Source organism: Thioclava sp. ISO4, assembly GCF_058105145.1.
Genome location: NZ_CM176571.1, coordinates 2,584,592 through 2,605,125, shown reverse-complemented (window position 1 = coordinate 2,605,125; position 20,534 = coordinate 2,584,592). Strand labels below are relative to the sequence as shown.

The 20,534-nt window shown below is 63.9% G+C and carries 19 protein-coding genes and 1 tRNA gene; 12 read left to right on the top strand and 8 right to left on the bottom strand.

All coding sequences use genetic code 11. The features are described from left to right. The first annotated feature begins 4 nt into the window (after positions 1 to 4). The 4 genes from AC2TZ7_RS12810 (at position 5) to AC2TZ7_RS12795 (ending at position 3,466) form a co-directional block, all read left to right on the top strand. On the top strand, positions 5 to 496 hold the full coding sequence (locus AC2TZ7_RS12810) for a Yip1 family protein (RefSeq protein ID WP_078520714.1): 492 nt from the start codon (positions 5 to 7) through the stop codon (positions 494 to 496). Further along, positions 496 to 1,089 (top strand): YIP1 family protein, encoded by a 594-nt coding sequence (locus tag AC2TZ7_RS12805; RefSeq protein WP_158522163.1) that lies wholly within the window; start codon positions 496 to 498, stop codon positions 1,087 to 1,089. Before AC2TZ7_RS12810 ends, AC2TZ7_RS12805 begins: the two co-directional genes overlap by 1 nt. Positions 1,090 to 1,097: 8 nt before the next feature. Beyond that, a complete protein-coding gene (locus AC2TZ7_RS12800; RefSeq protein WP_489864528.1) occupies positions 1,098 to 2,318 on the top strand; it encodes a cysteine desulfurase in 1,221 nt (406 codons plus the stop codon). Positions 2,319 to 2,428: 110 nt separating this feature from the next. Then, positions 2,429 to 3,466, top strand: coding sequence for a patatin-like phospholipase family protein (locus AC2TZ7_RS12795; protein ID WP_489864527.1), 1,038 nt, complete (start codon positions 2,429 to 2,431; stop codon positions 3,464 to 3,466). On the opposite strand, the gene AC2TZ7_RS12790 is transcribed toward AC2TZ7_RS12795, so the two are convergent. The 5 genes from AC2TZ7_RS12790 to AC2TZ7_RS12770 all read right to left on the bottom strand — a co-directional run bounded on the left by AC2TZ7_RS12790 (position 3,448) and on the right by AC2TZ7_RS12770 (position 7,212). Continuing rightward, a complete protein-coding gene (locus tag AC2TZ7_RS12790; RefSeq protein ID WP_489864526.1) occupies positions 3,448 to 4,149 on the bottom strand; it encodes a DUF502 domain-containing protein in 702 nt (233 codons plus the stop codon). The two genes, AC2TZ7_RS12795 and AC2TZ7_RS12790, sit on opposite strands and share 19 nt — an antisense overlap. A gap of 78 nt (positions 4,150 to 4,227) precedes the next feature. Continuing rightward, positions 4,228 to 5,148: a pseudouridine-5'-phosphate glycosidase gene (locus tag AC2TZ7_RS12785; RefSeq protein WP_489864525.1), complete on the bottom strand. Its 921-nt coding sequence runs from the start codon at positions 5,146 to 5,148 to the stop codon at positions 4,228 to 4,230. Beyond that, complete coding sequence (locus AC2TZ7_RS12780; protein WP_489864524.1) at positions 5,145 to 6,047, bottom strand: PfkB family carbohydrate kinase; 903 nt, start codon at positions 6,045 to 6,047, stop codon at positions 5,145 to 5,147. Before AC2TZ7_RS12780 ends, AC2TZ7_RS12785 begins: the two co-directional genes overlap by 4 nt. Before the next feature lie 77 nt (positions 6,048 to 6,124). Next, positions 6,125 to 6,625 carry a disulfide bond formation protein B gene (locus AC2TZ7_RS12775; protein WP_489864523.1) on the bottom strand — a complete coding sequence of 167 codons (501 nt, stop codon included), beginning with the start codon at positions 6,623 to 6,625 and terminating at the stop codon, positions 6,125 to 6,127. A gap of 8 nt (positions 6,626 to 6,633) precedes the next feature. After that, positions 6,634 to 7,212 (bottom strand): YqaA family protein, encoded by a 579-nt coding sequence (locus AC2TZ7_RS12770; RefSeq protein ID WP_489864522.1) that lies wholly within the window; start codon positions 7,210 to 7,212, stop codon positions 6,634 to 6,636. Positions 7,213 to 7,346: 134 nt separating this feature from the next. On the opposite strand from AC2TZ7_RS12770, the gene ypfJ reads away from it, so the two are divergent. From ypfJ to AC2TZ7_RS12750, 4 genes are all read left to right on the top strand, one after another. Next, positions 7,347 to 8,213, top strand: a complete 867-nt coding sequence (ypfJ, locus tag AC2TZ7_RS12765) for a KPN_02809 family neutral zinc metallopeptidase (RefSeq protein WP_489864521.1) — start codon at positions 7,347 to 7,349, stop codon at positions 8,211 to 8,213. A gap of 46 nt (positions 8,214 to 8,259) precedes the next feature. After that, positions 8,260 to 8,343 (top strand) — tRNA-Leu (locus AC2TZ7_RS12760). Positions 8,344 to 9,210: 867 nt separating this feature from the next. Further along, positions 9,211 to 11,433: a Hint domain-containing protein gene (locus tag AC2TZ7_RS12755; RefSeq protein WP_489864520.1), complete on the top strand. Its 2,223-nt coding sequence runs from the start codon at positions 9,211 to 9,213 to the stop codon at positions 11,431 to 11,433. Between the two features lie 209 nt (positions 11,434 to 11,642). Then, positions 11,643 to 12,380: a Hint domain-containing protein gene (locus AC2TZ7_RS12750; protein ID WP_489864519.1), complete on the top strand. Its 738-nt coding sequence runs from the start codon at positions 11,643 to 11,645 to the stop codon at positions 12,378 to 12,380. An 87-nt stretch (positions 12,381 to 12,467) separates the two neighbouring features. Here the strand turns inward: AC2TZ7_RS12750 and AC2TZ7_RS12745 are convergent, their stop codons facing one another. Then, a complete protein-coding gene (locus tag AC2TZ7_RS12745; protein WP_098410993.1) occupies positions 12,468 to 12,656 on the bottom strand; it encodes a DUF1127 domain-containing protein in 189 nt (62 codons plus the stop codon). An 87-nt stretch (positions 12,657 to 12,743) separates the two neighbouring features. Here AC2TZ7_RS12745 and AC2TZ7_RS12740 point away from each other — a divergent pair, with 87 nt between their 5' ends. The 4 genes from AC2TZ7_RS12740 to AC2TZ7_RS12725 all read left to right on the top strand — a co-directional run bounded on the left by AC2TZ7_RS12740 (position 12,744) and on the right by AC2TZ7_RS12725 (position 17,124). Further along, entirely contained in the window at positions 12,744 to 14,162 is a 1,419-nt protein-coding gene (locus AC2TZ7_RS12740) for an aminotransferase-like domain-containing protein (RefSeq protein ID WP_489864518.1), read from the top strand. A 160-nt stretch (positions 14,163 to 14,322) separates the two neighbouring features. Continuing rightward, on the top strand, positions 14,323 to 15,219 hold the full coding sequence (locus AC2TZ7_RS12735; protein ID WP_489864517.1) for an ABC transporter permease: 897 nt from the start codon (positions 14,323 to 14,325) through the stop codon (positions 15,217 to 15,219). Between the two features lie 7 nt (positions 15,220 to 15,226). Then, the gene (locus AC2TZ7_RS12730) at positions 15,227 to 16,036 is read left to right on the top strand and encodes an ABC transporter permease (protein WP_075774834.1); all 810 of its coding nucleotides are present in this window, start codon (positions 15,227 to 15,229) and stop codon (positions 16,034 to 16,036) included. Between the two features lie 11 nt (positions 16,037 to 16,047). Then, complete coding sequence (locus AC2TZ7_RS12725; RefSeq protein ID WP_489866813.1) at positions 16,048 to 17,124, top strand: ABC transporter ATP-binding protein; 1,077 nt, start codon at positions 16,048 to 16,050, stop codon at positions 17,122 to 17,124. Between the two features lie 76 nt (positions 17,125 to 17,200). Here AC2TZ7_RS12725 and AC2TZ7_RS12720 read toward each other — a convergent pair whose 3' ends face one another. Together AC2TZ7_RS12720 and AC2TZ7_RS12715 are read right to left on the bottom strand one after the other, a co-directional pair. Then, on the bottom strand, positions 17,201 to 18,580 hold the full coding sequence (locus AC2TZ7_RS12720; protein ID WP_489864516.1) for a cytochrome-c peroxidase: 1,380 nt from the start codon (positions 18,578 to 18,580) through the stop codon (positions 17,201 to 17,203). 4 nt (positions 18,581 to 18,584) lie between these two features. Then, positions 18,585 to 20,219, bottom strand: coding sequence for a phospholipase C (locus AC2TZ7_RS12715; RefSeq protein WP_489864515.1), 1,635 nt, complete (start codon positions 20,217 to 20,219; stop codon positions 18,585 to 18,587). Positions 20,220 to 20,534 lie beyond the last annotated feature (315 nt).

The window sequence follows — 20,534 nt, the reverse complement described above, 5'->3', positions numbered from 1 at the left end:
AGCGATGTCCGCCACCGACGATATCCGGCGCAGCTATCGGCGTCCGCGCGTGGTGATGCGCGAGCATCTCGCGCGCCCGGCCTCCGAGCCGCGCGCGCTGGTCTTCCTGCTTGCGGCGCTGACCGTGATCTTCATCGCGCAATGGCCGCGACTGTCGCGGATCGCGCATGAGATGCCCGACCAGCCGATGGTCGGGCTGATGATGGGCACGGTGCTGGCGCTGCTCGCGACCGTGCCCGTCTTCTACGCGATTGCGGCACTGAGCCACCTTGTGCTGAGGCTCCTCGGCGGGCAGGGAAGCTGGTATGGTGCGCGCGTCGCGCTGTTCTGGTCGCTTCTGGCGGTCTCGCCGCTGATGCTGCTGCAAGGGCTCGTGGCGGGGTTCATCGGGCGCGGCGCGGAACTTTCGCTCGTTTCCGCGCTTGTGACCGTGGCCTTCGTCCTGCTATGGGGCGCAGCGTTGCGCGTGGTAGAATTCGAAGGAAAAACAAACTGATGCAGCCCGATCTTAAAGAATGGCTTATCCGTAGCTTCACCGATCCGAAATCGGTTGCGCGCGATTTGATCGGGCTGAATCTGAACGCCAATGCGCGGTTCATGGCGATGGTGCTGGTGGTCGTGATGACCGCAATCCTCGGTACGCTCGCGCAGCTGGTGTTCAGCTTCATCACCAAGGTGGATATCGGCACGGTGACGCCGCCGCTGACCGTGGTGGGGCTGCAGGGCGCGCTTCTGGTCTATGGTGCTTTCGCCATGTCTTTCGTCGGCCAACGCTTCGGCGGGCATGGGAAATTCCCGGATGCGCTGCTGCTTCTGACCTGGATCGAATTCGTTCTGATGATCGGTCAGATGATCCAGGTCGTGCTGATGGTCTTCTTCCCGATCTCGGCCACGCTGATGTCGGTGCTGCTGGTGGCGCTGATGTTCTACTTGCTGGTGCAGTTCACGATGGTTCTGCACGGGTTCGAAAATCCCGTGGCGACCGGCTTCGGGGTTATCCTGACCTTTCTGGGCTCGGCGATGATCGCGGGGATCGTGCTGGTCTCGACCGGCCTCGTGCAAATGCCCGCAGACCCCGCGTCACTCTGAGGTGCCCGATGTATGATATCGAAAAAATCCGCGGGGATTTCCCGATCCTGACGCGAGAAGTGAATGGCAAGCCCTTGGTTTACCTCGATAACGGGGCCTCAGCGCAAAAGCCGCGCGTCGTGATCGACGCAATGACGCAGATGTATGAGCACGACTATTCCAACGTGCATCGCGGGCTCCATACGCTGTCGAATATCGCGACCGAGAAATACGAGAGCGTGCGCGGGATCGTCGCGCGCTTCCTGCATGTCGCCGATGAAGAGCAGATCGTGTTCACTACCGGCTCGACCGAGGGGATCAACCTCGTCAGCTACGCCTGGGGCGCGCCGAACCTCGAGCCGGGCGACGAGATCATCCTGTCGGTGATGGAGCACCACGCCAATATCGTGCCGTGGCATTTCCTGCGCGAACGTCAGGGCGTGAAGCTGGTCTGGGTGGAGCCCGAGGCCGATGGTTCGCTGCCGCCCGAGAAGGTGCTGGAGGCGATCACGCCGCGCACCAAACTCATCGCGATCACCCATATGTCGAATGTTCTCGGCACCCGGGTGGATGTGAAACCGATCGCGCAGGCCGCACGCGCGCGCGGGATCGCGACGCTGGTCGATGGCTCGCAGGCGGCGGTGCATGGCGCCGTCGATGTCGACGATCTGGGCTGCGATTTCTACGTCATCACCGGACATAAGCTATATGGGCCAAGCGGTTCCGGGGCACTCTTCATCCACCGCGACCGGATGCTTGAGATGCGCCCCTTCCTTGGCGGCGGCGACATGATCGACACCGTGACCCGCAATACGGTGATCTACAACACGCCGCCGATGAAGTTCGAGGCGGGCACGCCCGGCATCGTGCAGCAGATCGGCATGGGCGTCGCGCTCGATTACCTGATGGGGATCGGGATGGAGAATATCGCCGAGCATGAGCGCGACCTGCGCGACTACACTGCCGCGAAACTGAGCGGGCTGAACTGGCTCAACCAGCAGGGCACCGCGGCGGATAAGGGCGCGATCTTCTCGCTCACGCTGAACGGCCCGGCCCATCCGCACGACATCTCGACCATCCTAGACAAGCGGGGCGTCGCGGTGCGCGCGGGGCAGCATTGCACCGGGCCGCTGATGGAATGGCTTGGGGTCACGGCGACGGCGCGCGCGTCTTTCGGGATGTACAACACCCGCGAAGAGGCCGATGCGCTGATTTCTGCGCTGGAACTCTGCCACGATCTGCTAGGCTGAGCGGGTCGCGAGGCGCGGGGACTTGCTTTTGCTGCGATGCAGCATAGCTTTGCGGCAGGGAGGCAGGGAGGCAGGGAGGCAGGGAGGCAGGCAGCGAAAGGCCCGAGCCGATGAACCGCAAGAGCATTAACCTCGCATTGCAAGGTGGGGGCGCGCATGGCGCGTTCACCTGGGGCGTTCTCGACCGTTTTCTGGATGAAGAGTGGCTGGACTACGCGGCGATCTCGGGCACCTCGGCCGGGGCGCTGAACGGGGCTGCGTTCAAGGCGGGCTATGCGCGGGGCGGTCGTCAGGGCGCACGCGAGGCTCTGGACGAGCTTTGGAGTCAGGTCGCAGAAAGCGTCGATCTGCGCATCGAGCGGCTGATGCCTGCGCAACTTCCCGGCACTGAGGCGTTGACGCGATGGTTCGACGCCTTCACGCCCGCGGCTTTCATCGACGGCATGTCGCGGGTCTTCTCGCCCTATGATGCGGGGCCGTTCTACGTCAATCCGCTGAGTTCGGTGGTGGAGCGGTTTCGCTATCGCGACGTCTGCGCGAGCGAGGGGCCGCGGCTGCATGTCTCGGCCACCAATGTGCGCACCGGCAAGATCCGCGTTTTCACCGGCGACGAGATCACCGCGGATGCCATTCTCGCCTCGGCTTGCCTGCCCGAGATTTTCCAGGCGGTCGAGATCGACGATCCGAAGACGGGTCGCACCGAGGCCTATTGGGATGGCGGCTACACCGGCAATCCGCCGCTTTTCCCGCTGTTCGAACCGGCCTATCCGCGCGATGTGGTGGTGATTTCGATCAACCCGCTTTTCCGCGACGAGGTGCCGAAGACCCCTGCGCAGATCGACGAGCGGATCAACGAAATCAGCTTCAACTCCTCGCTGCTGCGCGAATTGCGGGCGATCAATTTCGTGCATCGTCTGATCCGCGAAGACCGGCTGCCCGAAGGGGCGATGAAGGACGTGCTGATCCATATGATCGCCGATGACGACGTGATGGGCGAGCTGAGCGCGAAATCGAAGATCCTGCCCGAATGGGGGATGCTCGCGAAGCTGAAACTGGCGGGCCGGGCTGCGGCGGATCGCTGGCTCGACGCCCATGCCGACAAGATCGGCAAAGAGGCGTCGACCGATCTTCAGGCCTTGTTCGACTGAAGTTTCACCTTGGTTTTCTTCGCAGGCTTCGCCTCTTTCGGCTGCGGATAGACGAGCCCAGCCGAGATGATCAGCTTCGCCGCATCCTCGACCGACATGTCGAGATAGGTCACCTGCGATTGCGGCACGAACAGCAAGAACCCCGAGGTCGGGTTCGGCGTCGTCGGCAGGAAGACCGAGATCAGCGGATCGCCGTCTTCGGCCTGCGCCGCGACTTCGCCCTTCGCAGTCGAGGACACGAAGGCAATCGCTTTCAGCCCCTCGCGCGGATATTCGATCATGCAGGCGCGGTCGAATTTGCCCTCAGATTGGCTCAGCACCGTTTCCGCGATCTGCTTGAGGCCGTTATAGACCGTGCGCACGAAGGGCAGCCGATCGACGATGCTCTCGCCGAAGCGCAGCATCGTGCGGCCGAAAAAGCCCTTGGCGAGCCAGCCGACGATCACGGTGAAGACGAGGAAGATGATGACGCCGAGCCCGCGCACATTGACGCCGATATAGCGTTCGGGGCGCAGTTCGGGCGGCACCAGAGGCAGCACCCAGCCATCGACCCAGCCGGCCATCGTCCACATGAGCCAAATCGTCAGACCGATCGGCGCGACGACGATCAACCCGGTGAAGAAGGAGGCGCGCAGCGCGGCGAAACGCGAGCGGCGGCGCGGATGGGGGTCGTCTTTGGTCATGATCTGGATGCGCCCTCTCGTGGCGATGCGTTGCCTGCTATCTAGGCAGCGCCGCCACGATGGGCAATGGGCCGCGTATCAGGCGGCGCGCGCTGTGATGATTTCGCCCGCGATTGCGGCAGCCAGACGCGCGTTGTTCAGAACGAGGGCGATATTGGCTTCGAGCGAGCGGCCTTCGGTCAGCTCGAAGATGCGCGACAGCAGGAAGGGCGTGACCGCCTTGGCCGCGATGCCCTGCGCCTCGGCCTCTTGCAGCGCCTGTTCGATGACCGGCACGATTTCCTCGCGGGCGATTTCGGCGCTCTCGGGGATCGGGTTGGCGATCAGCTGACCGCCCGGCAGACCGAGCGACGCGCGTGCAAGTTGCGACTTGGCGATCTCGGCGGCGTTGTCTGCGCGCAGCGGCGCGGGCAGGCCGGAATTGCGCGACCAGAAGGCGGGGAAGGCGTCTTGCCCGTAGGCGATGACCGGCACGCCGTGGGTTTCCAGCACCTCGAGCGTCTTCGGCAGGTCGAGGATCGCCTTGGCGCCCGCCGCAACTACGCTGACCGGAGTCTGCGCCAGTTCCAGAAGATCGGCAGAGATGTCGAAGCTGTCTTCGGCGCCGCGATGGACGCCGCCGATTCCGCCGGTGGCGAAGACGTCGATGCCCGCGAGGTTTGCGCAGATCATGGTCGCGGCGACGGTCGTCGCACCGGTCGCGCCTTTCGCGAGGCACACCGCCAGATCGGCCCGGCTGACTTTCATCGCGTCCTTGGTCTGGGCAAGCGCTTCGAGTTCTTCCGGCTCCAGCCCAATATGGATCTTGCCGCCCATCACCGCGATCGTGGCCGGCACCGCGCCCGCCTTGCGGATCTCGGCCTCGACCGCCTGCGCGGTCTCGAGGTTCTGCGGATAGGGCATCCCGTGGGTGATGATCGTCGATTCCAGCGCGACGATGGGATGTTTTTTGGCTTTCGCGTCAGCGACTTCGGCGGCGAAGGTGAGGGGGGCGGTCATGTGGCGAGTTCTCCGGAAACATAGCGCGCGGCTGCGGTCAGGGCGCTCTCGAGCGCCTCCATGCGGTCCGCGCCGCGCTGTTCGGCCACGAGATGCGCGGCCATGAAAGTATCGCCCGCGCCAGTCACGCGGGTTACGAGGACAGGGGGCGGCGCGGAGGCGATCACATTGCCTGCGGCCGCACTGCCGTCGGCGGCCGCCTTGCCGCCATCGGTCACCAGCACGCGTTGCGCCCCGCGTTCCAGCAGGGTCTCGGCGGCATGTTCAGCGCTGTCGAAGCTGCCCTGACACAGGATGCCCGCCTCTTCGAGATTGACGTAAAGCGTCGCCGCCGGATGGGTCAGCAGCGGCGTCAGCCGTTCCGCCTTGCCGGGGCTTGCCGGGGCCACACGCAGATCGGCCTTGGCGAAAAGCGGCGAATGCGCGATCTGGCTCAGAAGCGCCTCGGTGAGATTGCCGTCGAGCGCGATGGCCCCGGTCCACGGCTCGTTTTCCGTGCCGAGCCGCCCATCCGCGAGCGGCGCGAGGATTTTCTCGCCCGCAGCCTCCAGCGAATGTGCATCCGCGATGGCGGCAATCAGCCCGTTCGCGCCTTCGATCGCCATATAGCGGTCGGTCGGCAGATCGTCGGAGCGGTAGAGATAGTTGCAATCGACGCCCAGCACCTCGGCGGACTGGATCAGATCGTTGCCCTGACTGTCGCGCCCCAGCGCGGTCAGCACCGCAGGTTTCAGCCCATAGCGGCGCAGCGTCATCGCGATATTCATCGCAACGCCACCGGGCAGCCGTTCGATCCGCCCCGGCACGTCGGAGCCTTCATGCATATGCACCGAGGCGCGGCCGATGATGTCCCACAGGACCGAACCGATGCACAGAATATCAGGTATGGATTCGCTCATGCGCGGTTCTTGGCGCGGTTTTCGGGGCGGAGCAAGGGGGCTTGGCCGCGCGCAGCGGCCTAGCCGATCCCCTCAGATCACAGGGCCGGGCGGCGCGATTTCAGGAAGGCCCAGAGCCAGATGCCTGCCAGCACGAGCGAGCCGACCGCGTTGAGGTTCGCCATGGTGATGCCGAAGATGTCCCACGGGATCTCGTCGCAGCGCACGAGCGGGGCCTCGTTGATCTGCTTGAGCAGGTCGGCGGCGGAGACGGTCGTGTCGACGGCGCTCGAGGTGCAATCGGTGGGGCCCTCGAAAATCTTCCGCTCGACGCCCGAGTGATAGAAGCCGATGACCGAGGTGGTCAGCGCGGCCAGCATGCCGAGAAGCGCGGTCCAGCCGGGCAGGCGGAAGGCGAGGATCGCAAGCCCGATGATCGCGGCGGCCAGATGCGGCCAGCGTTGCAACAGGCACAGATGGCAGGGCGCGTAGCCGAACGCCTGAAAGACGAAGGCCCCGGCGAGCACGAAGGCGGAGCCTGCGGCGGCGAAGCCCACGAGGCTGCGGAAGGAGGTCAGGGTTTGCATGCGATCTTGCATCGGGGGCCTCAGAGATATTTCAGAAGATAGAACCCGCCGATCAGCAGGATGACGAAGATGGTAAAGAGCGGGCCGAGCCAGCGCTCGATGAAGGTTTTGATCGGTTCGCCGAATTTCCACAAGAGCCCCGCCACCACGAAGAAGCGCAGCGCGCGGGCAATGAAGGAGACGCCGAGGAAGAGCACCGGGCTCAGGTTCGTGGCGCCGGCGAAGATCGTGATCACCTTATAGGGGAAGGGCGTGACGCCCGCGATCAGCACGGCCCATCCGCCCATCTCGTTGAACCGGGCCGCGAGCGTGTTGAAATCGTCGGCCTTGCCGTAGAAGTCCAGCACCGGCTTGCCGATCGCATCCATGAACCCATAGCCGATCAGATAGCCCAGACAGCCGCCCGCGACCGACGACAGCGTCGCCACCAACGCGATGCGCCATGCCGCCCAAGGCCGCGCGAGGATCATCGGGATCATCAGCACGTCGGGCGGGATCGGGAAAACCGAGGCTTCGATGAAGGCGACAGCGGCGAGATACCACATCGCATGCGGGTGGCTCGCGCGGGCCATCGTCCAGTCGTAGATGCGGCGGATCATGGCGGCATCCTTTTCCTTGCTGCTCGGTTCGCTTCATCTCCTGCGCGGGCCGCAAGGTCAAGTCACGCGCGTTGCACCTTTGCTTTTCCCGGCCTCACGCTAGACTTCACATAAAAGCGAGGGAGCATTCGCGAATGCAATGGCGAGGGCGGCGCGGCAGCCGCAATATCGAGGACCGGCGCGGCCAGCGCAGGGCAGGGGGCGGCGCGAGCCGTCTGGGCGGCGGCGGTCTCGGCGTGGTTGCGATCGTCATCGTGGCCTATTTCCTCGGGGTCGATCTGACGCCGCTTCTGAATGGCGGCGCGGGCGTTTCGGGCCCGATGGTCACGCAATCGGGCGAGCTGAGCGAGCGCGAGAAGGCGATGGGCGATTTCGTCTCAGTGACGCTGGCCGATACCGAAGAGGTTTGGCAGGGCGTGTTCCAATCCGATCTCGGACGGCAATACGATCCGGCGGTGCTGGTGCTCTATAGTGGGGTCACGCAATCGCCCTGCGGCAATGCGAGCGGCGCGACGGGGCCGTTCTACTGCCCGGGCGATCAGAAGATTTATCTCGACACCGCGTTCTTCGACACGCTGAGCCAGCAGCTCGGCGCGCGGGGCGATTTCGCCGCGGCCTATGTGGTCGCGCATGAGGTGGCCCATCACGTGCAGGATGAGCTTGGGGTTCTCGGTAAGGTTAATGAGGTGCGCGCGCAAAGCTCCGAGGCGCAGGCCAATGCGCTTTCGGTGCGGATCGAGTTGCAGGCCGATTGTTTCTCGGGGATCTGGGCGCGCCGCGCCGAGGATCAGATCGGCGCGATCGAACCGGGCGACATCGCGGAGGCGATGAACGCCGCCGCGCAAATCGGCGACGATACGCTGCAACGCGAGGCGGGCAGGGTGCCGATGCCCGACAGCTTCACCCATGGCAGTTCCGCCCAACGGCAACGCTGGTTCGAGCGGGGCTATCTCAGCGGCGATCTCAAGCAATGCGACACGTTTTCAACGCGTAACCTGTAAGCGTACTTGCCTCGGGCGCGGCTGCGCGCTAGAGGATTCGAACTGGGCCCGAGTGGCGGAATGGTAGACGCAGCGGATTCAAAATCCGCCGCAGCAATGCGTGTCGGTTCGAATCCGACCTCGGGCACCAGATCTTCCGAAAATGACAGATCTATGCGTCGACGGTGATCCCACCGGCGCGTTTTGCGCATGTCCGGCGCGGGTGTTTCCGCGCCCCGGGGCCTTTGTCCAAATCAGGCGAAATTGGCGCAGAACGCGGCATCGTGAAACGTGGTTATCAAAAGATGATTCGGAGAAATCTCGTTTCGTTCTCAGAACAAACGGGCATCAGATGCCGCATTGCGGCGAGGCCGAAGACAATTGGGACATATTTGCGAGGGAAATATTGTCGCGATTTGGGTCGCTCCGGGAAACAAATGAAATCCGGTATTGTCGCTAAATTGAAGACAGTTTTTCGCCTTTTAAGACGGGTCCTACAAAAGCGACACAACCGCGAGTTTAAAAGTGGCAAAACTTTGGCAAGTTTCCTGAACAAAAAGGGAGCTCGTCTTTTGCAAAATAGAAACGCTGTTTGAAAACAGGCACTTCGCGATTCGGAGTATTGGTGCTCGTTTTTCAAGCAATCCCCCGAAATGAGGCAAGAAAACGGCAAATTCCCCTTTTCTTTGTGGCGAGCAGAAGGGCAAATTGAGGCCAAGCCCTGCTGGGGGGCTTTTGGCCATGGGGGTGGCCGTAGAGAAGAGTTGTCGAAAGAGAGCTCGCCCGGCGCTGCCAAGGGGACCGATCCATAACGGCCTCGACCTTTAGGGTAAAGGAGACGCGGAGCGATCTGCGGCGACTTTGCTGGCAGCGCCCGCGTGCGCTGACGCCGGTCAATTCTTCTCGACATTCACGTTCGGACTTCGGGTCCGGCCACGTCATGGCGCTGCCGCTTTGCGCCAAAGGGAAGACACGGCGCGGGGCCACGGAGCCAAGCGGACGCCAAGGAGAGTTGGGGATGACTTTTTTCTACTATCATCACGACGACGATGATTGCGACAAGAACTCCGATCCGAACGCTGTCAACGACAGCGCGAACGTGAAGTACAACACCGCGCAGACGATTGCCGTGCTCTCGAATGACAGCGATCCCGACAGCGATCCGCTCAAGGTGACCTGGGCGAGCGATCCGGCGCATGGCTCGGTCACGGTGAATCCCGATGGCACGATCACCTACACGCCCGATCCCAACTATTCCGGCACCGACAGCTTTACCTATCAGATCTATGACGGGCAGGGCGGTTACGACACCGCGACCGTCACGATCGACGTGAGCGCGCCCGATGGCATCGTTGAAGGCACCTCCGGCAGCGATCTGATCGACGCTCACTACACTGGCGATCCCGAAGGCGACATGGTCGACAATAACGACGCGATCCTTCCGGGGGCTGCGCCGAATGACGATTACATCATCGCGGGCGACGGCAATGACACGGTCTATGCCGGTCAGGGCGACGACTCGGTCGAGGGCGGCCAGGGCAACGACCTGATCTTTGGCGAGGGTGGCAATGACACGCTCGAAGGCGGTGACGGCAACGACACGATCTATGGCGACAACGATCCCGCGGGCGGCCCGGCCTGCGATCCGGTCTCGGAGACCGTGGATTGGAGCCATTTCCAGACCGATTGCGGCGAGGTGAAGGATCAGACCGTCGATCTGGGCGAGACCAAGGTCCATTTCGACTTCCAGTCGCAGGATTTCGGTGCGAAGGCGACGCTGACCACGTCGGCGCAATATACCGAAGCGGGCGAAAACTTCGACAGCTGCTCGGCGCTGCAACTCTACGGTGCGGGCGGTGATTGCGGGGACGGCGTGTCGCCGACCTCGACGACCGTTCTGACCTTCTCGTCGGACAATAGCGACTACACCGGCGAAGTTCAGGGGCTGAGCTTCCGCATCAACGATCTCGACCGCTCCGACAGCTATGACGACCATGTCGATATCGTGACGCTTTCGGCGGTGGATGCCGATGGCAACCCGGTCGACATCACGATCGATCCCGAGGGCAACCAGACCGTCACCGACAATGGCGACGGCACCTACACGATCACCGGCGGCGATCAGGATACCGGCTCTCTGAATCAGGACGACCAGATCGGCTCGGTCAAGGTCACCATCAACGATCCGACGGCGAAGCTGACCATCGCCTACTCGAATGGTGGAGATACGGATCAGGCGATCTCGATCACCGACATGACCTACGACACCTGCCCGGTGCAAGACGATCCGGGCGAGCCCGGCGATGACAGCATCATGGGCGGTCTGGGCGACGACGTGCTCTACGGTCAGCAGGGCAATGACACGCTGGAAGGCGGCGCGGGGGCCGACCGCGTCTATGGCGGCGACGATCGCGACCTGTTCATCGTCGGCTCGTCCGAGGACGGGATCGGCGACACGCTGGATGGCGGCGAGGGCGGCGACGATTACGACACGCTCGACCTGCAGGGCGCGGGCCCGCTGCGCGTCCACTCGACGGTCACCGATTACGATCCGGTCTCGGGTGTCAGCACCTATGCCGGGACGGTCGATTTCCTCGATGGCGACGGCAATGTCACCGGGACGCTCGAATTCTCCAATATGGAGGATATCATTCCCTGCTTCACGCCGGGCACGCTGATCGCGACTCCGCGCGGCGAGGTTCCGGTCGAGACGCTGCGTGAAGGCGATAAGGTCCTGACCCGCGACAACGGCATTCAGGAAGTCCGCTGGGCGGGCCGCGCCGAGATGAGCCGCGAGCGCCTGCAGCACGCGCCGCATCTCAAGCCGGTGCTGATCCGCAAGGGCTCGCTGGGCAACGATTTGCCCGAGCGCGACATGATGGTTTCGCCGAACCACCGGATGCTCGTCGCCAATGACAAGACCGCGCTCTATTTCGAAGAGCATGAGGTTCTTGTCGCGGCCAAGCATCTCGTCGCCAACCGGGGCGTCGACACGGTGGAGACGCTGGGCACCAGCTACCTGCACTTCATGTTCGACCGCCACGAAGTACTGCTCGCGAACGGCTCCTGGACCGAGAGCTTCCAGCCCGGCGATCAGACGCTGGGCGGCATGGGCAATTCGCAGCGTCAGGAAATCTTCGAGATTTTCCCCGACCTGCAGACCGCGAAGGGCCGCGATTCCTATCACGCGGCGCGCAAGACGCTGAAGAAGCACGAAGCGAACGTGCTGCTGATGAGCTGACCCGCGCGCCCCATCGGGCCCGCGCCAGAGCAAAAATAGCGACCGCGTCCGGGGTGTCTCCGGGCGCGGCGTTCTCGTGTTGTTTCCGCGAAACGAACACTGCGTTTCCGTTGTCCCACACGTAGAAGTGGTGAAACACGTTTTCGCCTTAGGGTTTTGCCGCTATCGTGTCATTCTGGATCTCGTCTGTTGGGAGGCAGCAGGATCGGATGACGCGGAGCATGCGCGCAAAGGATATCGCGGAGATTTTGGCGCAATCGCCGGCCCAGGGGCTGCGATGCACCGCGATGGCGCGCACCGAGGCGTTGCGTCTGGAATTCGACAGCCATGACGAGACCGACGGCCATATCAGCGGCTATGACGCGACGGGCGAAACGGTGTTTTCCGGCTCCATCGCGGCGTTTCGCGCGGCCATTCCCTGCGTGACACCCGAGACGCGCGTGGCGACCGAGGCCGGTGGCGTCGCGGCGGGCGATCTGCGCCCCGGCGCGCGGCTCGTGACCCGGGAGTCCGGCGTTCAGGCGCTGCGCTGGGTCGGATCGCGAGTCTTTACCGCCTCCGATCTCGCGCTCAATCCGCTGCTGCGCCCGGTGTGCATCCGCGCGGGCGCGCTTGGCGAGGGGCATCCCGCGCAGGATCTGCGCGTCTCGCCCAATCACCGGTTGCTCGCGCCACTGCGCGGAAATGTGGTGATGGCACAAGAGCTTGTCGGGTTGGATGGGGTCGAGGCCGACAGGGGTGAGGACGGCGTGCGCTATCTGCAGCTGCTGCTCGACGCGCCGGAGATGCTGCTTTGCGAGGGCGTGTGGGTCGAGAGTTTCCGCCCCGTGACCGCCATGCTGGCGGGCTTCGATGCGGCGCAGCGGGCGGAGTTGCTTTCTCTGCGCCCCGATCTGTCACGGCGCGATGCGGGTGCCGCACCGGCCGAGATCCAGTCCAGCGATTGAGCTTCCATTAAACGGCAAAAAAGAGCCGGGCGCTGAGGCCCGGCCAAAAGACGATTCCGGTCAGGGGAATTGCCCGGATCGTTCGCGTCACAGGAAGCGGCGCCCTTCTTGCCGGGCAATCTCCCGGCTAACTCCGATATCTTCGAGCAGATGGTCATCGAGTTTTCCCAGCGCCATCCGCGTGCGGCGAGTTTCGAGGACGCGCGCAACGCGCGCGATCAGGCCCAGACGGCCATGACGGGCGGGAACGGGACGGGTCCGCGACAGGGTAAACATTGCGATGCCTTTCTGTATTGATACAATGTGATCTTTGTTGCTATAGAAGGGATACAATGACTCCTTTTTGGCAACCAGAGAAATATTGTGACTGATACAAGCTGGTCTCCCGAACTCGCCCATATCTCCGGCCCGAAATATCTCGCGCTGGTCCGTGCGCTGCGCGAAGGCATCCGCCGCGGCGACCTCAAGCCGGGCGCAAAACTTCCTACAGTCAGGGACTTGGCATGGTCTTTGGGGGTGACGCCCGGCACCGTGGCACGGGGGTATCAGATCGCCACGCAGGAGGGGTTGCTGGAGGCCAAGGTCGGGCGCGGCACCTTTGTATCGACACAAACGCAGCGACTCGGCCCCCGCGAGCCGCTCTATCGCCATACCGGAGAGGATGTCGACGCCACCCCGGACGATCTGGTCAATCTCAGATCGCCACAATTGCCCGATGTCGGCCAGACAAAAGCGTTACAATGGGCGATGACCGAAGCTGCCCGCGACATCGGCAAGACCTATCTGCAATATCCCGGCCTGCGCCGCGACGCCTATTGCCGCGAGGCGGTGATGGACTGGTTTCCAAAAGATTGCTCGCTCGCGTCGGAGCTCAATGCCGACGACCTCGTGCTGACCCATGGCGGGCAGAACGGGATCAACCTCGTGATGCAGACCTGCCTCCGCGGTGATCGCCCCGGCGTCTATATCGAGGAGCTGGCTTATCCCGGCTTCCGGCACGCGGCGCGGCTCAACCGCGCCGAGGTGCATCCTGTCGCGATCGACGCGCAGGGGATGATCCCCGATGCGCTCGACGCGGCCTGTCGCAAACATGGCGGCCAGATCGTCTGCATCACGCCCGATGCGCAGAACCCCACGGCGGGGCGGATGGACGCGGCGCGCCGCGAAGCGCTGGCCGAGGTCGCGCGCCGCCACGATCTGCAGATCATCGAGGACGATTGCTACACCGCGCCGGTGACCGGCCTGCCGAGTTTCCGCGTCATCGCCCCGGAGCGCAGCTGGCATGTCACCTCGCTGTCGAAGACGATCTCGGCGGGCATGCGTTTCGGCATTGTCGCAGCGCCCGAGGGCATGGGCGAAGTGGGGCGGCTGGCCGCCCAGCACAGCTTCTTCGGCCTCGCGCGTCCGATCACCGACATGGTGGCGCTGCTGTTCGAGAGCGGCGAGGCGATGCGTCTGCGTTACGCCGCGCAGGAGGAGATGGGGCGGCGGTTGCAGATGACGGTGCAATCGCTGGCGGGTCAGGATTTCAACTGGCTGCCGGGGCTGAGCTTCCTCTGGCTGAAATTGCCGATGGGCTGGCGCGGCTCCACCTTCGCGCGCATGGCGGAGATGGAAGGCGTGCTGCTGCGCTCGGCCGACGAATATGTCGTGCAGGACGGGCAGGCGCCCAACGCGGTGCGCATCGCGATGGCGGGCTCGGTGCCGGAGGAGCGCTTCCGCTCGGCTCTGCGCACGCTGACGGGTCTGCTGGAGCGGATGCCTGACGATCTGCCGGTCTGACGTTCGGTGCCAGACCCGGCACCCGGTCGCGCTGCACAAATTTACGGCACCTGCCTTGCCCTTACGCGTGCGGGGGCGGTTGCCCTCTTTTCACGCCCGCGACCTTGTGCTTTCGTGACATCCAACGACGCCCGAGACGGGTGCAAATCGGGAGAGATGGATGGCGGGTAAAGGGGAGAGCTGGCTGCGCAGCGAGTCCGCGCAGGGCTATGCGCTGATCTCGCCGCCCTTCCTCTATGCCGTTCTTTTACTGGCCGCGCCGCTGGTCACGATCCTTGCCTATTCCTTCTTCCAGGACGGCTATCTGACGGTGGTGCATGAATTCACCGTGCAGAATTACATCGCGACATGGACCGATCCGATCTTTCGCGTGATTCTGGTCCGCTCGCTCTTGGTGGCGGGGCTGGTGACGCTGGTCACGGTCGCGCTGGCCTTCCCGATTGCCTGTTATCTGAGCTTCGGTCTGGCGCCGAACCGCAAGGCGCGCTGGATCTTTCTGATCACCATTCCGTTCTGGACCTCCTACCTGATCCGCGTGTTCCTGTGGAAGGTGATCCTTGGCTATAACGGCGTGATCAACTCGGCGCTGGAGGGGATCGGGATCATCGGGCCGAACGGGTTGGTCGCGGATCCGCTGCAGATGCTCAATTCCGTGGGCGCGATCGCGCTGACGCTGGCCCATGCCTATGCGCCTTTCGCGATCCTGCCGATCTTCGTGAGCCTCGAGAAGATCGACCGCTCGTTGCTGGAGGCGGGCCAGGATCTGGGCGAGAGCCGCTGGCGTACCTTCCTGCGCGTGACGCTGCCCTTGGCGATGCCGGGCGTGGTGGCCGCGACCCTGATCGTCTTCATTCCGACAGTCGGCGATTACGTCACGCCCGAGCTGATCGGGGGCGGTAAAATGCCGATGGTCGCGAACCTCATTCAGGCGCAGATGCTGCCTCTGGACAACCGGCCCATGGGCTCGGCCATCGCGGTCAGTTCGCTTCTGGTGGTCGCCGCGCTGTCGCTGGTGTTTCTCTGGCTCAACCGCCGTTTCCTGAAGGCCGGAAAGTGAGCCGCGCATGAAAATCCCGTCCCTCAAGATCTACGCGATCGCTTACCTGATCTTCCTCTACGCGCCGATTTTCCTGCTGCCGCTGTTTGCCTTCAATGACGGCACGATCATCGCCTTTCCGCTGAAGGGCTTCACGACCGACTGGTTCGCGAAGATGGCCGAGAACGACACGCTGCGCCACGCGCTGTCGAATTCGCTGATCATAGCGCTGACCTCTTCCGCCGGCGCCACTATCCTCGCGGTTTTTGCCGCCCGCGCCTCGACGCGCTACCGTTTCAAGGGCAAGGGCGGGATCATGGGGCTGATCCTGCTGCCGATGGTGCTGCCCGATATCCTGATGGGGATGTCGCTGCTTCTGGTTATGCTCGAAGTGCTGAAGGTGAACCTGTCGATCGCGACGGTGATCTTGGGCCATGTGATCATCTCACTGCCCTATGCGATTGCGGTGCTGCAGACGGCTTTCGCCACGCTCGATCAGTCTCTGGAAGAGGCGGCGGTCGATCTGGGCGAAACCCGCATGTCCACCTTCCGGCTGATCGTTCTGCCGCTGGTGATGCCCGGCATCATCTCGGCCTTCCTGATCTCCTTCACGATCTCGCTCGACGAATTCATCGTGGCCTTCTTCCTCGCGGGCAACCAGCCCACGCTGCCCACCTATATCTTTTCCCAGCTGCGTTTCCCGTCAGCGATCCCGGTCATCATGGCGCTTGGCACTTGCCTCGTCGCGGCCTCGATCCTGCTTCTGAGCGTGGCCGAATTCTTCCGTCGGCGCGGGGTCAAACGGACCGGCGCCAAGGATACCGGAGGCTTCCTGTGACCGATAAACCGATGATCGCCTTTCAGGACGTTCATAAATATTACGGCGATTATCACGCGCTGCGCGGCATCACCGCCGAGATCCGCGCGGGCGAGTTCTTCTCGCTGCTCGGTCCGTCGGGCTGTGGCAAGACCACGCTTCTGCGCACCATCGCGGGGTTCGAGGAGATCTCGGAAGGCGCGGTGCTGATCGACGGCAAGACGATGGTGGGCGTGCCGCCGAACAAGCGACCCACTAATATGGTGTTCCAGTCCTACGCGATCTTCCCGCATCTGAGCGTGGCCGAGAATGTGGGCTTCGGCCTGCGCCGCGACCCGCGCTCGAAATCGGAGAAGGCCAAGCTGGTCGAGGAATCGCTCGAGATGGTGGGGCTTTCGGGCTATGGCGCCCGTGCGGCCCATGCGCTCTCGGGCGGCCAGCGCCAGCGCGTGGCGCTGGCCCGCGCGCTGATCCTTAAGCCTAAGGTTTTGTTGCTCGACGAGCCGCTCTCCGCGCTTGACCGCAAGATCCGCGAGCAGATGCAGGTCGAGCTGATCAAGCTGCAGCGCGAGGTCGGTATTACCTTCGTTCTCGTGACCCACGATCAGGAAGAGGCGCTGGTCATGTCGGACCGGATCGCGGTGATGTTCGAGGGCGAGATCGCCCAGCTTGCCGATCCCGAAGTGCTCTATGGCAGCCCCAATTCGCGGCGCGTGGCCGATTTCATCGGGGTGATGAATTTCCTGCCCGCCACAGTGACGGACGGGCCGGGCGATGCGGTCACGGCAGAGGTGGCGGGTCTTGGCCGGCTGGAGGTCGCACAAAGCCAGATCTCGAGCGCGCCCGCAGGCGATGGGGCCGCGGTGGGCTTCCGGCCGGAAACCCTAACGCTCCTTTACGAAGGTCAACAGGCCTCGGATCGCGAAGCACCCGGCACGATCGACGAGGTCGTCTATTACGGCGACATGACCTATTACGACGTGCGCCTCGACGGCACCGAAAAACCGGTCCGCATCTCGATGCGCAACGTCTTCGGGCGGCCCGTTCTCGAAGTTGGCACCCGCACCCGCGTCGCATGGTCGCCCGGGGCGCTGGTTCTGTTCCGGTGAGCGGGCAGGGGGCCTAGGCCGACATTTGTCGCCACTGCCGTCGCCGGATCGAAACGGCAATCAGCCTTGACCTAAGTCACTCATCTGAAGGCGAGTAGCCGTCGGTGAGGGTTTGGAGGAAGGCGACGATATCCGCCTGTTCCGCCTCGGTAAGCGCGTCGCCGTCCCCGGGCGCGCGTCCGAACGGCGCATCGGTGCGGTCGATATTTCCCTGATAGCGGGCGGGCAGATCGTTGAACCGCTTCACCTGACTGTCGCGTATGGGATAGATCGCGCGCGGGTCGCTGTCGCGCTTGGCGTAAAAGCGCAGCACCTGTTTCAGGCTCGTATAGACGCCGTTGTGAAAGAAGACGTGCCGGGTCGCGACGTTGCGCAGGCTCGGCGTCTTGAACATCCCGCAATTGCCGGGCTGCGTCGAAATCGCATCGTGGCGCAGCGGGCCGCACAGGCCGAGATCGACATAGTGCGGATCGGCATTGGCCGGAATCGCCGGGTTGCGCGGCACGCCGAGCGCCTCGTATTCGTAATCCGTGAATTGCGGCGGGCGACCGTCGGCGGACCGCGTGTCGAGATGGCAGGCCGCGCAATTTCCCTTCTTCGGATCGTCGAAAAGCGCACGCCCGCGCGCCTCTGCGGGCGACAGCTGCGCCTCGCCTGCGAGAACGGCATCGTATTTGCTTGTATAGGGGTGAAACTCCACTGCCTCGGTCTGGTAGCGCGACAGCGCGAAGGCGGCCTCGTCGATCAGCATCTTGTCGTCGTCACGCACGGCAGCGCCGAAGAGTTGCGCGAAGCGGTCGCCGTAGCGCGATCGCAGGGTCGCGGCGAGGGTTGCGCGGTCGGGCTCTGCCATCTCGAAATGGGTGAAGAGGACGGCCAGCGCCTGCTCTTGCAGCGTGTCCGCGCGCCCGTCCCAGAATAGACCGCCGCGCGGCACCGGGCTCGCGGCCGAGGGCGCACCGGCGGTTTTTCGCGGCGCGGGCTGTGTAGGTGCGCTTGGCCCTGCGGTCTCTTTCGCGCCTGCCCCTTGCTGTGCGACCGCCTGCGGCGCGGCCTCGCCTGCCTCTGAGGTCGGGTCGAGCATGCCGAAGGTGAAGGGCGGCGTCTGGCGCTTATAGGTAAGCGAGGGCACCGCGCGCAGCCCGGGCAGGTCGAGATGCGGCCCGCCAAGCTGCACCGCGCGGGCATTGGCCGGGGCGAAGTGATTTTTCGGGTCGTGGCAGCTCGCGCAGCTCATCTGGCCACTGGCCGAAAGCGTGGGGTCGGAAAACAGCGCCTTGCCGATCGCGGCCACGGCGCTCAGATCGGCATCGCCCTGAGGGGGCGCACCCGGCGCGGGATCGGTCGCGGCCCCGACGGAGGCGGCCGAAAGGAAGGCCGCGAGCGTGATGCTCGCGGCCCCCTCTGCCGAACGGATCGTCTTGGGAGTGATCAATCGTAGGTTCGGCAATTTCATCGCCTCAGCCCTTCGGAGTGCCGGTGGCCGGGTCGAGGATCAGCTTGCCATTGGCCGCTTTCGAGAAGTCGAACATGCCGTTCAGCTTGCCAGCCTGCGCGTCGAAGGAGCCCTGACCGATGCGCTGCCCATTCAGCCAGTTATCCTCGATGAACTTGGTGACCGAGGATTGATCGACCAGCGTGTGATCCACAGCGTTTTTCTTCGCATAGGGCGAGATCACCAGCATCGGGATGCGGGTACCGTAGCCGCAGCGGCCCTGCGCCGGCTTGCCGTCGAGACCGGGCAGCGTCTTGTCGCTGGCGCATTTGCCGCCATTGAGCACGTCATAGCCCGCGACCGGGATGTTCGAGCCGTTCACCACAGCCATCGCGTGGTCATACCAGCCGTCGGAGTCGTCATAGGTCACGACGATCGCCGTGTCCTTCCAGTCCTTCGATTTCTGCAGCGCGTTGACCGCGTTGACGATGAATTCCTGCCCGTCGAGCGGGTCGGAATAGCCGGCATGGCCATCCTGATAGGCGGACGCTTTCAGGAACGTCACCGCTGGCAGGTTGCCGTTCTTCAGCGCGGCGTAGAAATCCTTGCTGTCATATTGGTGGTTCGCGCCGCCATCGTCCGAGGTGCCGATCGCATCGACCGAGGAGGGCCGGGTGTGATCGAGATTCTGGGTCGATTTGTAATACTGGAAGGGCTCGTGGTGGGGGATGTAGTCCTTCGAGGTCTCGCCGGTCACCTGCGAGAGCGACGAGCGGTCGCATCCGGTGGTGCCGTTCCCGTTCACCGCGGTCAGATCGAAGCCGCCCTCGAACCAGCCCCAGGTGACGTTTTTCGCGTTCAGCAGATCGCCGATATTCTTGCCGCCCATCAGCGTCGTCGGGTATTTCGGGTTCGAGCAGACATCGCCGGTCGGGTCGAGATCCGCGATCATCGTCCAGCCGCCATTGCCGTCGGGCACGACGCGCCCCTTGTCATAGGTGCCATCGGCCGCGAGCTTGTAGCCCTTGGGCAGCACCGCGCCATTGGTCTGACCCGAGACGAGGTTGATCGCGCCGGGCGTCGAGGGGCCGAAGGTGCTCGAGAAGGCGTTGTCGTTCATCGCGTAGGCCTGCGCGTAGTTCCACAACGCGGTGACGGTGTTGCCGTCATAATAGCCCATGACCTGACCCTTGGTGCCGAAGGCGCCCGTGCCGCCCTTGGTGCCCTTGCCGGTATTGGCCGGGAAGGCATCCATCTTGCCACCGTGGAACGCGGCCTGCTCGGCGGTGTAGCCGTGGTTCTGGTCCGCAGTCGCGGCCTGCGTCCGGTCGAGGCGGAACGGGGCGGCGGCATTCGCGCCATTGGCGGCATTGGTCTTGTTGGGGTTGTTCTTCAGCAGACCGGCGCTTGCGAGCGTATCGACCTTGGGCGTGTTCTTCGCGGCGGTGAATTGCGGCTCGCCCTTGGGGTTCGCGGCCTTCGGGTAGGTTGCGAAGTAATGGTCGAAGGAGACGTTTTCCTGAAAGATTACCACGAGATGCTTGATCGGGGTGGCGGTCTGGGTGTCGGCGGCGGCGGTGGTGCCCGCTTGGGCGGTCGCGGCGGCGCAAGCCAGCGCGAGTGCGCTGACGGCACCGGTGAGGCGGAGCGTGTCGGTCATGTAAAGTCCCTCATTCAAATGGCAGCTTCCCCGAGAGCTACGGGGCGCGTGGCCTGTCGCTAGGGACGGTGTTTGGCAATTTGGTGACAGTCCCGCTCACGCGCCATCACCACTGGGTGAGACCCGTGCGGATGCACGCGGATGGGAGGCGGCGTGAGCGTTCGGTGATCGGTCTGGTCGATAAAGGGGGGCGGCGAAGGCGTCGCAGGAAGGCGACAATAAATAGAGAAAGAGGGGGCGCTGCCCCCGCTCCCTGCGGGAGCCCCCCGGGATATTTTACCCAAGAGGAAGGGGCTTAGGTTTTGGCCGCGACAT

Coding starts and splice junctions, on each gene's coding strand:
- AC2TZ7_RS12750 (WP_489864519.1), top strand. CDS start 11,643: ATGACGCGGAGCATGCGCGCAAAGGATATCGCGGAGATTTTGGCGCAA.
- AC2TZ7_RS12785 (WP_489864525.1), bottom strand. CDS start 5,148: ATGACCGCCCCCCTCACCTTCGCCGCCGAAGTCGCTGACGCGAAAGCC.
- AC2TZ7_RS12790 (WP_489864526.1), bottom strand. CDS start 4,149: ATGACCAAAGACGACCCCCATCCGCGCCGCCGCTCGCGTTTCGCCGCG.
- AC2TZ7_RS12755 (WP_489864520.1), top strand. CDS start 9,211: ATGACTTTTTTCTACTATCATCACGACGACGATGATTGCGACAAGAAC.
- AC2TZ7_RS12720 (WP_489864516.1), bottom strand. CDS start 18,580: ATGAAATTGCCGAACCTACGATTGATCACTCCCAAGACGATCCGTTCG.
- AC2TZ7_RS12725 (WP_489866813.1), top strand. CDS start 16,048: ATGATCGCCTTTCAGGACGTTCATAAATATTACGGCGATTATCACGCG.
- AC2TZ7_RS12775 (WP_489864523.1), bottom strand. CDS start 6,625: ATGCAAGATCGCATGCAAACCCTGACCTCCTTCCGCAGCCTCGTGGGC.
- ypfJ (WP_489864521.1), top strand. CDS start 7,347: ATGCAATGGCGAGGGCGGCGCGGCAGCCGCAATATCGAGGACCGGCGC.
- AC2TZ7_RS12800 (WP_489864528.1), top strand. CDS start 1,098: ATGTATGATATCGAAAAAATCCGCGGGGATTTCCCGATCCTGACGCGA.
- AC2TZ7_RS12715 (WP_489864515.1), bottom strand. CDS start 20,219: ATGACCGACACGCTCCGCCTCACCGGTGCCGTCAGCGCACTCGCGCTG.
- AC2TZ7_RS12730 (WP_075774834.1), top strand. CDS start 15,227: ATGAAAATCCCGTCCCTCAAGATCTACGCGATCGCTTACCTGATCTTC.
- AC2TZ7_RS12810 (WP_078520714.1), top strand. CDS start 5: ATGTCCGCCACCGACGATATCCGGCGCAGCTATCGGCGTCCGCGCGTG.
- AC2TZ7_RS12735 (WP_489864517.1), top strand. CDS start 14,323: ATGGCGGGTAAAGGGGAGAGCTGGCTGCGCAGCGAGTCCGCGCAGGGC.
- AC2TZ7_RS12745 (WP_098410993.1), bottom strand. CDS start 12,656: ATGTTTACCCTGTCGCGGACCCGTCCCGTTCCCGCCCGTCATGGCCGT.
- AC2TZ7_RS12805 (WP_158522163.1), top strand. CDS start 496: ATGCAGCCCGATCTTAAAGAATGGCTTATCCGTAGCTTCACCGATCCG.
- AC2TZ7_RS12795 (WP_489864527.1), top strand. CDS start 2,429: ATGAACCGCAAGAGCATTAACCTCGCATTGCAAGGTGGGGGCGCGCAT.
- AC2TZ7_RS12780 (WP_489864524.1), bottom strand. CDS start 6,047: ATGAGCGAATCCATACCTGATATTCTGTGCATCGGTTCGGTCCTGTGG.
- AC2TZ7_RS12770 (WP_489864522.1), bottom strand. CDS start 7,212: ATGATCCGCCGCATCTACGACTGGACGATGGCCCGCGCGAGCCACCCG.